Source organism: Kineosporia sp. NBRC 101731 (genome assembly GCF_030269305.1).
Classification (GTDB): Bacteria; Actinomycetota; Actinomycetes; order Actinomycetales; family Kineosporiaceae; genus Kineosporia.
On sequence record NZ_BSTC01000006.1, the window covers coordinates 76,262 to 88,413 of the forward strand.

Genomic DNA, 12,152 nt, shown 5'->3' on the forward strand with positions numbered 1-12,152 from the left:
GGCCCTGCCCGTGCAGGACCTATGTCACTACAGGCGACCCTCGACAGGGGGACAAGGTGGCACTATGGACGCCCTCGACCTGGCCCGATGGCAGTTCGGTGTCACCACCGTCTACCACTTCATCTTCGTTCCCCTGACCATCGGCCTGGCCCCGATGGTCGCGATCATGCAGACCCTGTGGGTCCGCACCGACGACGAGCGCTGGCTGCGCATGACCAAGTTCTTCGGGAAGCTCTTCCTGATCAACTTCGCGATCGGCGTCGTCACCGGCATCGTGCAGGAGTTCCAGTTCGGCATGAACTGGAGCGAGTACTCACGCTTCGTCGGTGACGTTTTCGGCGCCCCCCTCGCGATGGAGGGCCTGCTCGCCTTCTTCCTCGAGTCCACGTTCATCGGGGCCTGGATCTTCGGGTGGGACCGCCTGCCCCGCAAGATCCACCTGGCCTGTATCTGGCTGGCCGCGCTGGGTGTGAACCTCTCCGCGTTCTTCATCCTCACCGCCAACTCGTTCATGCAGCACCCGGTCGGCGTGGAGTTCAACGCCGAATCCGGTCGGGCCGAGCTGACGAGCATCGGCGACCTGCTGACGAACAGCACCGTGCTGTGGGCCTTCCCGCACCAGATCACGGCGGCGTTCATGACCGCGGCGACGTTCGTCGCGGGCATCGCCGGCTGGTGGATGGTGAAGGCGCGGTTCCAGGCCCGGGCCGATCTGGCGGTCGGTTCCGACGACTCCGGCGTGAAGCACCCGGGGGCCGAGCTGTACCGCCCGGTCTTCCGGCTCGCCTGCGTGGTGCTGCTGCTCGCGGGGGTCGGCGTCGCCTTCACCGGTGACGGCCAGGCCAAGCTGATGTACAAGCAGCAGCCCATGAAGATGGCCGCCGCCGAGGGCCTGTGCGACACCGAGACCGGCGCCGGCTTCAGCCTGTTCGCGATCGGCAACCCGGGTCCCGGGCACTGCGACGTGACCACCGTGTCGATCCCGTACATCTACTCGTTCATGGCCACCGGAGACTTCAACGCCGAGGTCAAGGGGGTCAACGACCTTCAGGCCGAGTACTCCGAGAAGTACGGCGACGGAACCGACTACGTGCCGGTGCTGGCGTCCACCTACTGGAACTTCCGCTTCATGATCCTGTTCGGCGTCATCGCCGCCGCGTTCGGCGCCATCGGCCTGTGGGCCACGCGCGGCGGCCGCACCCCCGGCCGCTGGTTCGGCCGGTTCGCGCTGATCGCCGTCCCGATGCCGTTCCTGGCCAACCTGACTGGCTGGGTGTTCACCGAGATGGGCCGCCAGCCCTGGGTGGTCGCCCCCAACCCGACCGGTGACCCGGCGGTCCGGATGCTCACCTCCGAGGGTGTCTCCACGGTGGGCCCCTGGTCGGTCGGTGTCTCGCTGGTCGTGTTCACCCTGCTGTACGGGTCGCTCGCGGTGGTCTGGTTCGGGCTGATCCGCCGGTACACCGCGGCGGGTGCCCCCGAGGTCGAGGCTGGATCCGACCACGACGACGCCGACCGCCCGCTCAGCTTCGCCTACTGAAAAACGGAGTCCTGTCGTGGATCTCGTCACCTTCTGGTTCATCCTCATCACCGTCTTATGGGTCGTCTACTTCGTCCTCGAGGGATTCGACTTCGGTGTCGGCATGCTGCTGCCCTTCCTGGGGAAGACCGACACCGAGCGTCGCGTCCTGATCAACACCATCGCCCCGGTCTGGGACGGCAACGAGGTCTGGCTGATCACCGCCGGTGCCGCCATCTTCGCCGCCTTCCCGGAGTGGTACGCCACCCTGTTCTCCGGCTTCTACCTGCCGCTGCTGCTGATCCTGGCCGGTCTCATCGCCCGCGGTGTCGCGTTCGAGTACCGCGGCACGATCGAGAGTGACAGGTGGCGCCGCACCTGGGACGGCGCGATCATCTTCGGCTCCGTGGTGCCCGCCCTGCTGTGGGGCGTCGCCTTCGCCAACATCGTCGCGGGTGTGCCGATCGACGCCGACAAGCAGTTCACCGGAAGTCTTCTCACCCTGCTCAACCCGTACGGTCTGCTCGGCGGCCTGACCACCCTGCTGCTGTTCGCCTTCCACGGCGCGCTGTTCCTCGGCCTGCGCACCGAGGGTGAGATTCGCACCCGGGCGATCGATCTGGGCGCGAAGCTGGCCCTGCCCACGATCGTCGTGGCCGCGGTGTTCGCGGTCTGGACCCAGCTGGCCCACGGCCAGGCCTGGACCTGGGCGCTCGTCGTGATCGCCGCGCTGGCCCTGATCAACGCCGGGTACTGCGCCCTGAAGCACCAGGAGGGGCGTGGTTTCGCGAGCACCAGCATCGCCACCGTGGCGGCGGTCGTGCTGCTGTTCGGCTCGCTGTTCCCCGACGTGATGCCCTCGTCCACCAGCGCCGCGTTCTCGCTCACCATCCACAACGCCTCGTCCACGCACTACACGCTGGTCGTGATGAGCTGGGTGGCCTGCCTGATGACGCCGGTCGTGATCCTCTACCAGGCCTGGACCTACTGGGTCTTCCGGCACCGCATCGGTGTCGCGAAGATCCCGCCGGGCCACGGCCTGCTCTGGGACGCCAAGAAGGCAACCACCACGGAAGCTGCTGTCTGATGCGCCCGCTCGATCCCCGGCTGCTGCGCCAGGCCCGCGCGGCCCGGCTCTACGTCGGCCTGACCACCGGTCTGGGGGTGGCGACCACCGGGCTCCTGGTGGTGCAGTCGCTGCTCCTGGCCCACACCGTCGCCGGTGTCGCGGCGGACGGACTGTCCTTTGCCGACGTCCGCCCGCAGGTCGTCTGGCTGGGGATCGTGCTGGCCCTCCGGGCCGTGCTCGCCGGGGTGCAGGAGCGCTTCGGGCACCGCGCCGCCACCGCGGTGGTGCGTCAGCTGCGGGAGCGGCTGATCGGGCACGCCATCCGTACCCCGGAGGCCGCGGGGGCGGATCTCGCCCTGCTCGCCACCCGCGGTCTGGACGCCCTCGACGGTTACCTGACCCGCTACCTGCCCCAGCTGCTCCTGGCCTCCACCCTGACCCCGGCCGTACTGGTCGTGGTCTGGTGGGAGGACCGGCTCGCCGGTCTAACCATTCTCCTCACCCTGCCGCTGATCCCGTTCTTCATGGCCCTGATCGGGATGGCCACCCAGGCCGCCTCCGACCGCAGCCTGCTCTCGCTGCAGCGTCTGGGCACGCAGGTGCTCGACCTGATCGCCGGCCTGCCCACGCTGCGGGCGCTCGGCACCGCCGGGGCCCAGCGCGAGCGGGTCCGCGCCGCCGGCGACGCCCACCGTCGAGCCACCATGAAAACCCTTCGCACGGCCTTTCTCTCGGCCCTGGCGCTGGAGATCCTGGTGACCCTGTCGGTGGCCCTGGTCGCGGTCGGCATCGGCCTGCGCCTGGTGCACGGCACACTCGACCTGCAGACCGGCCTGACCGTGCTGCTGCTGGCCCCCGAGGTCTACGCCCCGCTGCGCGCGGTCGGCACCCAGTTCCACGCCAGCCAGGACGGTCTGGCCGCGGCCCAGCAGGCGTTCGACGTGCTGGAACGCCCCGTCGCCGAGCGGGGCACCACGCCCGCGCCCGACCTGGCCCGCGCCACCCTGGTGTTCGACGGCGTCACCGTGCAGCATCCGGGGGTCCCGGTCGCCACCCCCGACCACCTCACGGCCTCGGTCCGCCCGGGGGAGGTCGTCGCGCTCACCGGCCCCAGCGGCTGCGGCAAGAGCAGCGCCGTCGCGGTGCTGCTGGGGCTGCGGGCGCCCACCTCGGGTGACGTGCTGCTGCCGGGTTCACTGAGGCTCGCCGACGTCGATCCGGAGAGCTGGTGGAGCCAGATCGCCTGGTGCCCGCAGCATCCGGTGATCGTCCCCGGAACCCTCGACGAGAACGTCCGCCTGTTGCGCCCTTCGGCCACCGATGCCGAGGTGGCCCGGGCCGCGGCGGTCACCGGCTTCGAGGACGTGGTGCGCACCGTTCCCGGTGGGTGGCAGTCCCGGGTGGGTCAGGGGGGCACCGGCCTGTCGGCCGGTCAGCGTCAGCGCCTGGCCCTCACCCGGTTGCTGCTGAGTGAGGCTCCGCTGGTCGTGCTCGACGAGCCGACCGCCCACCTCGACGCGGGATCGGAACAGGCGGTCCTCGCCCTGCTCGGCGAGCTGCGCCGGCGCGGGCGCACCGTGGTGATGGTGGCCCACCGCCCGACGCTGATCGCCGTGGCCGACCGCACGATCGACGTGAGTAGCACCGTGAGCCCGGGTCTGGAAACCGGCTCGCAGATGGGAGTCCCGGCATGACCGGCGAGAAGACCCAGGAGCTGACCGGCCCCGCCGCGCTCCTGCGGGTGCTCGGCCAGATGCGTCCCGACCCGTGGCGGCTCCTCCTCGGTGCCGTGACCGGAGCGGCCGCCGTCTCCTGCTCGATCGCCCTGCTCGGGGTCTCGGGCTGGCTGATCACCCGGGCCGCGCAGCAGCCGCCCATCCTCTTCCTGATGGTCGCCATCGTCGGGGTGCGCGCGTTCGGGATCGGCCGCGGTGTGCTGCGGTACGCCGAGCGGCTGATCTCCCACGACGTGGCCCTGCGGGGCGTGGTGCGGCTGCGCGAGATCCTCTTTGCCCGGCTCGCCTCGGCCGACCAGACCGTCGCCGCCGGCCTGAAGCGCGGCGACCTGCTGGCCCGCCTCGGCGCCGACGTGGACGAGCTCGGCGACGTGATCGTGCGCGGCGTGCTGCCCTTCTTCACCGCGCTGATCACGGCGTCCGCCTCGGTGGTGGCCCTCTGGGTGATCCTCCCCGAGGCCGGGATGGTGCTGGCGGCAATGACTCTCGTCGCGATCGTCGCCGTGCCCTACGTGGCCGGGATCGGTGGCCGGCGCGACGTGGTCGACACCGCGCAGGCGCGCACGCAGATGTCCGAGAACGTGCTGGCCCTCTTCGACAACCTGCCGGAACTGACGGTCAGCGGCCGCACCGGCGAGCAGGTGGCGCAGATCGCCCGCAGCGACGACCGGCTCACCACCGGCCTGGACCGGGCCGCCCGTCCCGCCGCCTGGGCCGCGGGACTCGGCTCGGCCGTGATGTCGGCGGCCGTGCTCGGCTGCCTGATCGTCGGCACGCAGGCCGTGGCCGACGGACGGATCCGCGAGGTCGCCCTCGCTGTGCTGACTTTCGTGCCCCTGGCGCTGGCCGAGGTGGTCGCGGCCCTGCCCGCCGCGGCCGTCAGCCTGGTGCGGGCCGCGCAGGCGGCGCGCCGGGTGGCCCCCTTGCTGGAGGCTCCCACGCCCGACGGGCGGCGCACCCTCGAGGTGCAGGCCCGCCCGGTGCCGATCGGTGGTGTCCCGGCGCACCCGGGGCTACGAGGGCTACGGGTGGTGCGGGAGCTGCCCGGTCTGCACCTGCGGGCGCAGAACCTGGGCGCGGGCTGGCCCGGGCGGGAACCGGCCGTGCGCGGCGTGGATCTTGACCTGGCCCCCGGCCGCCGGATCGCCGTGGTCGGGCCGAGCGGGCAGGGCAAGAGCACCCTGCTGCGCACCCTGGCGGGTCTGCTGCCCGCGGCCGAAGGGCAGATGCTGATGGACGGCAGCGACGTCGGCGACGGCATCGACCTGGCCGACGTGCACACCCGAAGTCTGCGCGCCCTGGTGCACCTGACGGCGGACGACTCTCACGTCTTCGGCACCACCGTGCGCGAGAACCTGCGGGTGGCCAGCAAGGACGCGAGCGACGACGACCTCCTCGAAGCCCTGGGCCGGGCCGGTCTGGGGGAATGGATCGAAGGGCTCAGCGACGGGGCGCCGGATCCGGGCGTGCCGGATCTGCCGGGTCTGCCGGATCTGGGCCTGCCGGATCTGGGCCTGCGGGGGCTGGACGTGGTCGTCGGTGACCCGGCCGGACCCGGTCAGGGCGCCGGCACCCACCTGCTCTCGGGCGGCATCCGGCGCCGCCTGCTCCTGGCCCGGGCGTTCGTCAGCGGAGCCCCGGTGCTGCTGGTGGACGAGCCCGCGGAGCACCTCGACCCGGCCACCGCCGACGACCTGGTCGCCGAGGTCCTGGGCTCGCCACGGGCCGGTCAGACCGCGGTGGTCGTCACCCACCGGCTCACCCCGCTGTCCCTGGCCGACGAGGTGCTGGTGATCGACAACGGGACGATCGCGGCCCGGGGCACGCACGACGAGCTGATCGCCACCTATCCGCCCTACCGCAGCGCGTGGGCGGCGGAGCGCAGCGAGCAAGCTGCGTGAGTCCCCCTCCTCCCCCCTCATGACTTTTCTCATTTCTTGTTCGTGATCATGGCGGGTTGTCCGGCGTGGCCCCACGAAGCATCACGACGGGGGGCCCCACCGGCCGCGCCCTAGAAGTCCCGGAACAGTTCGTCGTCCGGACCGCGGCGCGGGCGGGGGATCGGGGGCCGGTCTATGGCTTTGGCCCGGGCCAGCTTCTGGGCGGCTTCCTGCGCCTGCGCGATGGTCTCGCCCACGTGGTCGAGCCGGTCCTGAAGTTCGCGGACATCTTTCATGTGACCTCCCGGTGAAGCTCTCGTCCAGTTGTCGTCCAGCCTTCGTCCAGCAGAGTGCGCCCGTCCCGGCGGGTTGTCGAGACCGGGTCCCCCACCCGCGCTAGAGTCCTTTTCGGGCTGTATGACGGAATTCATTGCTGCTATCAGGGGAGATGCCGGCATGGAGGAGCACCCGGACTGGGCGCCCAGCAACATCGATCTGACCACGCCTTCCGCGGCGCGGGTTTACGACTATTTCCTCGGTGGGGCACACAATTTCGCGCCGGACCGGGAGATGGCCCGGCGCATCCTCGAACTGCACCCCTCGGCCGAGACGAACGCTCAGGCCAACCGGGCGTTCCTGCACCGGGCCGTGCGTCATCTGGTGCAGCAGGGCATCCGCCAGTTCGTCGACCTCGGATCGGGTATCCCGACGGTGGGCAACGTGCACGAGATCGCCCAGCGTGAGGCCCCCGATGCCCGTGTGGTTTATGTGGATATCGATCCCATCGCCGTCGCCCACAGCGAGCTGATCCTGCACGATGTCGGCAACGCCACGGTGATCAACGCCGACCTGCGCAACCCGCACGACGTGCTGGCCGATCCGCGCCTGACCGGGCTCATCGATTTCTCCGAGCCGGTCGCGTTCCTCATGGTGGCCGTGCTGCACTTCATCCCCGAGTCCGACCGGCCGGAAGAGGCGATCGCGCAGTACCACCGCGTCGCGGCACCCGGCAGCCATCTGGTGCTCTCCCACGGCTACGACGCCCGCCTCGACCAGGTGCCCGGCGCCGGGAGCCTCGACGAGAAGCTCGAGGGCAGGGGGCAGGAGGTGCTGGGCGTCTACCGGTCGGCCAACCCGATCACGGTGCGCACCCGCGGCCGGGTGCAGGAACTCTTCGACGGCTGGCCGATGGTCGACCCGGGCCTGGTCTGGGTTCCGCAATGGCGCCCGGACTGGCCCGACGAGGTCGGCGTGGACCCCTCGTCCAGCTACGTGATCGCCGGGGTGGGGCGCAAGAACTAGGGCGTGTTTTGAAAGTCCATGCCTACTGCGGGGCACCCGGTGGCCGCCTGGCGGCACCGAGTGGGGCCCCACGTAGAACACCGCTACGAGGGGCCCCACTCGGCACCCCCCAGACGGTCACCGGGCACCTCCTCGCTACGGCAGCGACTTCCAAAACGCGCCCTAGCCCGTTCGGATGGCTTCGGTTGAGACCGCGGTGTCCGTGACTAGCGTGTGGTCATGGTCACTATCGAGGATCACATCCTGAGCAAGGCCCGCGAGTTCGACAGTATCGGCGACTGGCCCCAGCCGTTCGGGGCGTTCATCCCGCCGGGTGGGTCCGAGGCCCGCACCGAGAAGGCCATCCGGGACCTGCAGAAGCAGGGGAGCCTGGCCGTCCTGGGTTTCGAGGCGGAGGGGATGCCCCGGGTCGACGTGGTGGCCGGTTTCGGCCCGAGGATCCCGCACCGCAACGGCCCCGGGCCCGGCGAACCGGCCCGGGGCCTTCGTCCGGCCGCCACCCAGCTCTAGTCGTCTCTAGTCGTCCTTGCAGGCGTGGAGGATCTGGTAGGCCTCGGCGAAGGTCTTGACCGCCGTGGAGTTGGAACCGCCCAGTGAACTCGGGGTGGAGGCCTGGCGGTTCATCGCCTCCAGCAGCTCCTGCATGACCTCTTCGCGGGTGATCGCCATCAAATGCTCCCTGCCTGTCGGGGATGCTGCGAGAACCTAGACTAATTCGACATCACAGAGCCCGCACGATCTCTTCGACCCGCTGCCGCGCGTCGCCGAAGAGCATCTGGGTGTTCTCCCGGAAGAACAGCGGGTTCTGCACGCCGGCGTACCCGGCGGCCATGGAACGCTTGAACACGATCACGTTCTCTGCCTCCCAGACCTTCAGCACCGGCATGCCGGCGATGGGGCTACCGGGATCGTCCAGGGCCGCCGGGTTCACCGTGTCGTTCGCACCGATGACGAGAACTACTGAGGTGGAAGCAAAGTCGTCGTTGATCTCGTCCATCTCGAGAACGATGTCGTACGGCACCTTGGCGTCGGCCAGCAGCACGTTCATGTGCCCGGGCAGACGCCCCGCGACCGGATGGATGCCGAACCGCACCTCGATGTCGCGGTCCCGCAGCCGCCGGGTCAGGTCGGCCACCCCGGTCTGGGCCTGGGCCACCGCCATGCCGTAGCCCGGCGTGATGATGACCGACCGCGCCTCCTTCAGCAGCTGCACGGCGTCCTCGACGAGGACCTCGCGGTGCTCGCCGTAGTCGCGGCTGTCCGGAAGGGCGCTCTGGCTGCCGAACCCACCGGCGATGACGGACAGGAACGACCGGTTCATCGCCTGGCACATGATGTACGACAGGTACGCACCCGAGGATCCGACGAGTGCGCCGGTGACGATCAGCAGGTTGTTGTTCAGCAGGAACCCCGAGGCGGCGGCGGCCCAGCCGGAGTACGAGTTCAGCATCGACACCACGACCGGCATGTCCCCGCCGCCGATCGAGGCCACCAGGTGCCAGCCCAGGGCCAGGGCGATCGCGGTGACGGCGATCAGGAGGGCCAGATGCGGGGACGCGGTGAACGCCACCGTCAGCGCGCCGAAAGCTACCAGCGCGCCGATGTTCAGGGCATTCTTGCCGGGCAGGGTCAGGGGGGCGGAACTGATCCGCCCGGCCAGTTTTCCGTAGGCCACGATCGACCCGGTGAAGGTCACCGCACCGATGAAGACCCCGATGAAGACCTCGGCGTGATGGATGGCCAGGAGATCGGAGGCGACCTCGGTCTGTGAGGCGCCGGCGTGCTCGACCTGGAGATAGCCGTTCCAGCCCACCAGCACCGCGGCCAGTCCGACGAAACTGTGCAGCACGGCGATGAGTTCGGGCATGGCCGTCATCTCGACGCGGCGGGCCCGGGACAGCCCGATCACGGCGCCGCCGGCCACCGCCACGACCGTGAGCACAAGCCCGGTGACGGCCTTCCCGGAGCTCAGGTCCAGGCGGTCGAGGGCCAGCCCGGCGGTGGCGACGAGGGCCAGACCCATCCCGGCGATCCCGGACAGGGCTCCGGAGCGGGAGGTCTCGTGCCGGGAGAGACCGGCCAGACTGAGGACGAACAACAGGGCGGCAACGATGTATGCGGCCTGGGCCGCGCTTTCGGCGGTCATCGGGATCAGCCTTTCGAGAACATGCCGAGCATGCGCCGGGTCACGGCGAAACCGCCGAAGATGTTGACGGAGGCCAGGAAAACGGCGAGTGCCGCGAGCGCCGTGACGAGGAGGTCGTCGTGGCCGATCTGGAGCAGGGCGCCGACCACGATGATGCCGGAGATCGCGTTCGTCACCGACATCAGCGGGGTGTGCAGGGCGTGGTGCACCTGACCGATCACGTAGTAGCCGATCACCACGGCCAGGGCGAAGACCGTGAGGTTGCCGATCAGCTGGGCCGGGGAGAAGGCGGCCAGGAGGAAGAGCAGGGTGCCCACCACAGCGACGGTGGCGTAGGTCCGGCCCGGTCCCCGTGGCGAAGGAGCAGCCACGGCAACGGGTTCCGGCGCGGTCGCGGCGACGGGGGCCGCCGAGACCTCGACGGGCGGTGGTGGCCAGGTCAGGGTCCCGTCGCGCACCACGGTCATCGACCGCTGCACCACGTCGTCGAGGTCGAGCACCAGCTGCCCGTCTTTCCCGGGGGTGAGCAGCTTCATCAGGTTGACGAGGTTGGTGCCGAAGAGCTGTGATGCCTGGGTCGGCAGGCGCCCCACCAGATCGGTGTAACCGACGATGGAGACGCCGTTCTCGGTGACGACGACCTCACCGGCCCGGGTTCCCTCCACGTTGCCGCCCTGCGCGGCGGCCATGTCCACGATCACGCTGCCGGGCCGCATCGACGCGACGTGCGCGGCGGTGAGCAGGCGGGGCGCGGGGCGGCCGGGGATCAGGGCGGTCGTGATGACGATGTCGACGTCGGCGGCCTGCTCGGCATAGAGCTGCTCGGCCCGGGCGTCGTAGTCGGAGGAGGTCGCGCGGGCGTAACCGTCGCTACTACGGCGACCGTCCGCGTCCTCGGTCAGAACCGGCAGAAAGGTGCCCCCGAGCGAACCGACCTGTTCCGCGACCTCGGGTCGCGGGTCGGTGGCGCGCACGACCGCGCCCAGGCTGCTGGCCGTGCCGATCGCGGCCAGCCCCGCCACCCCGGCCCCGGCCACGAGGACCTTCGCCGGCGGGACCTTGCCCGCCGCCGTCACCTGGCCGGTGAAGAACCGGCCGAACAGGTTGGCCGCCTCGATGACGGCCCGGTACCCGGCGATGTTGGCCATCGAGCTGAGCACGTCCAGCGACTGCGCGCGGCTGATGCGGGGCACGGCGTCCATGGCCAGCACGGTGAGGTGCCGGGTGGCGAGCTGCTCGAGCAGCTCGGGATGGCGCGCCGGGGCGATCATCGACACCAGGGTGGCGCCGTCGTGCAGCCGGGCGATCTCCTGCGTGGTGGGCGCGTTGACCTTGAGCACGAGGTCGGCGTCCCAGGCCTGGGGCCGTGCTGTCACCCGGGCCCCGGCCCGGGCGAAGGCCTCGTCGCTGAAGGAGGAGAGGGCCCCGGCCCCGGTCTCCAGGAGCACGTCGTAGCCGAGCACGACGAGCTGCTCGACGGTCTTCGGGGTGGCGGCGACCCGGGTCTCGCCGGGGGCGGACTCGGCAACGACCCCGATGCGCAGCGGGGGCGGGGTTTCAGACACAGGCAGATCCGATCATCGGCGATCATCGACACCTCAGTAGTACAAGGATCACCGGATGATCAGAAGGTGCGGAATGCCCCCGGCTGTGACCTGGGCCGCCCGGCTTCCCCTGGGCCGAAAGTCCATGGCTGTGCCTGCGCCCGGGGCGGTCGGGCAAACCACAGGTCCCGGACGAGTCCGCAGTTCCCCACCCGTATGCGGTGGGGAAAGAGCACGATGACCAGAAAGCGGCCGACCTTCAGGGGGCCACCGTGAAGCATGGGGGGGCACCGTGAGGCTCACGATTGTCAGCGCCACCGGGGGAGTGGGCCGGGCCCTGATGAACCAGGCCGTGGCGGCGGGGCACGACGTCACCGCTGTCGTCCGCGACCCCGGCAAGGTGACCGCGGCAGTCCGCGTCGTGCAGGCCGACCTGAGTGCTCCGACGCCGCAGCTCGAGGCCGCGGTCGGGAGTGCGGACGCGGTGCTCTCCGGTCTCGGTCCCCGCACCCGGGCGGACGCCGGGGTCGCGTCCCGGGGCACGCGGGTGGTGATCCGGGCGCTGCAGGCCACCGGCGCGCGGCGGCTGGTCGTGGTCAGCGCCGCACCGATCACCGCCTTCGCCACCCCGGGCCGTCCGCACCCGCCCCGGCACGACCCGGGTGACGGTCCGGCGACCCGGTACCTGCTCGCCCCGCTGATCCGCAGGATCCTGCGCGAGTACTACGCCGACCTGGCCCTGATGGAGGAGGAACTGCGCGACAGCGGGCTCGACTGGACGTCGGTGCGTCCCCCGCGTCTCACGGACGGCCCGCTCACCGGGACCTATCGCACCGCCCTGGACCAGAACGTCCGGGGCGGGCTGTCGATGTCCCGGGCCGACGTGGCGCACCTGATGCTCGCCACCGTGACCGACCAGGCCACGGTCGGCCACACGGTGGGGTGTGGCTACTGAA

The 12,152-nt window shown here is 70.6% G+C and carries 11 protein-coding genes; 7 read left to right on the forward strand and 4 right to left on the reverse strand.

Going from position 1 to position 12,152, the window contains the following annotated elements:
* Nucleotides 1–64: 64 nt before the first annotated feature.
* From QSK05_RS18190 to cydC, 4 genes are read left to right on the forward strand one after another with little or no spacing between them, the layout of a single operon-like run.
* Nucleotides 65–1,540, forward strand: a complete 1,476-nt coding sequence (locus QSK05_RS18190; protein ID WP_285598433.1) for a cytochrome ubiquinol oxidase subunit I — start codon at nt 65–67, stop codon at nt 1,538–1,540.
* A gap of 16 nt (nt 1,541–1,556) precedes the next feature.
* A complete protein-coding gene (cydB, locus tag QSK05_RS18195; protein WP_285598434.1) occupies nt 1,557–2,606 on the forward strand; it encodes a cytochrome d ubiquinol oxidase subunit II in 1,050 nt (349 codons plus the stop codon).
* Complete coding sequence (gene cydD / locus QSK05_RS18200) at nt 2,606–4,282, forward strand: thiol reductant ABC exporter subunit CydD (RefSeq protein WP_285598435.1); 1,677 nt, start codon at nt 2,606–2,608, stop codon at nt 4,280–4,282. The genes cydB and cydD overlap by 1 nt, the downstream gene beginning before the upstream one ends.
* Nucleotides 4,279–6,225, forward strand: a complete 1,947-nt coding sequence (gene cydC / locus QSK05_RS18205) for a thiol reductant ABC exporter subunit CydC (protein ID WP_285598436.1) — start codon at nt 4,279–4,281, stop codon at nt 6,223–6,225. Before cydD ends, cydC begins: the two co-directional genes overlap by 4 nt.
* Nucleotides 6,226–6,335: 110 nt before the next feature.
* Here cydC and QSK05_RS18210 read toward each other — a convergent pair whose 3' ends face one another.
* A complete protein-coding gene (locus QSK05_RS18210; RefSeq protein ID WP_285598437.1) occupies nt 6,336–6,500 on the reverse strand; it encodes a hypothetical protein in 165 nt (54 codons plus the stop codon).
* Between the two features lie 160 nt (nt 6,501–6,660).
* Here QSK05_RS18210 and QSK05_RS18215 point away from each other — a divergent pair, with 160 nt between their 5' ends.
* Entirely contained in the window at nt 6,661–7,506 is an 846-nt protein-coding gene (locus QSK05_RS18215) for an SAM-dependent methyltransferase (RefSeq protein ID WP_285598438.1), read from the forward strand.
* Between the two features lie 219 nt (nt 7,507–7,725).
* On the forward strand, nt 7,726–8,016 hold the full coding sequence (locus QSK05_RS18220; RefSeq protein ID WP_285598439.1) for a hypothetical protein: 291 nt from the start codon (nt 7,726–7,728) through the stop codon (nt 8,014–8,016).
* Between the two features lie 6 nt (nt 8,017–8,022).
* Here the strand turns inward: QSK05_RS18220 and QSK05_RS18225 are convergent, their stop codons facing one another.
* The 3 genes from QSK05_RS18225 to QSK05_RS18235 are packed head-to-tail and all read right to left on the reverse strand — an operon-like array spanning nt 8,023 to nt 11,217.
* Nucleotides 8,023–8,175: a hypothetical protein gene (locus QSK05_RS18225; protein ID WP_231489411.1), complete on the reverse strand. Its 153-nt coding sequence runs from the start codon at nt 8,173–8,175 to the stop codon at nt 8,023–8,025.
* 52 nt (nt 8,176–8,227) lie between these two features.
* Nucleotides 8,228–9,652, reverse strand: a complete 1,425-nt coding sequence (gene pntB, locus QSK05_RS18230; protein ID WP_285598440.1) for a Re/Si-specific NAD(P)(+) transhydrogenase subunit beta — start codon at nt 9,650–9,652, stop codon at nt 8,228–8,230.
* A gap of 5 nt (nt 9,653–9,657) precedes the next feature.
* Nucleotides 9,658–11,217, reverse strand: a complete 1,560-nt coding sequence (locus tag QSK05_RS18235) for a Re/Si-specific NAD(P)(+) transhydrogenase subunit alpha (protein WP_285598441.1) — start codon at nt 11,215–11,217, stop codon at nt 9,658–9,660.
* A 271-nt stretch (nt 11,218–11,488) separates the two neighbouring features.
* Here QSK05_RS18235 and QSK05_RS18240 point away from each other — a divergent pair, with 271 nt between their 5' ends.
* A complete protein-coding gene (locus tag QSK05_RS18240; protein ID WP_285598442.1) occupies nt 11,489–12,151 on the forward strand; it encodes an NAD(P)-dependent oxidoreductase in 663 nt (220 codons plus the stop codon).
* Nucleotide 12,152: the final 1 nt, after the last annotated feature.

Coding starts and splice junctions, on each gene's coding strand:
- QSK05_RS18190 (WP_285598433.1), top strand. CDS start 65: ATGGACGCCCTCGACCTGGCCCGATGGCAGTTCGGTGTCACCACCGTC.
- cydD (WP_285598435.1), top strand. CDS start 2,606: ATGCGCCCGCTCGATCCCCGGCTGCTGCGCCAGGCCCGCGCGGCCCGG.
- cydC (WP_285598436.1), top strand. CDS start 4,279: ATGACCGGCGAGAAGACCCAGGAGCTGACCGGCCCCGCCGCGCTCCTG.
- QSK05_RS18210 (WP_285598437.1), bottom strand. CDS start 6,500: ATGAAAGATGTCCGCGAACTTCAGGACCGGCTCGACCACGTGGGCGAG.
- QSK05_RS18215 (WP_285598438.1), top strand. CDS start 6,661: ATGGAGGAGCACCCGGACTGGGCGCCCAGCAACATCGATCTGACCACG.
- QSK05_RS18220 (WP_285598439.1), top strand. CDS start 7,726: ATGGTCACTATCGAGGATCACATCCTGAGCAAGGCCCGCGAGTTCGAC.
- QSK05_RS18225 (WP_231489411.1), bottom strand. CDS start 8,175: ATGGCGATCACCCGCGAAGAGGTCATGCAGGAGCTGCTGGAGGCGATG.
- pntB (WP_285598440.1), bottom strand. CDS start 9,652: ATGACCGCCGAAAGCGCGGCCCAGGCCGCATACATCGTTGCCGCCCTG.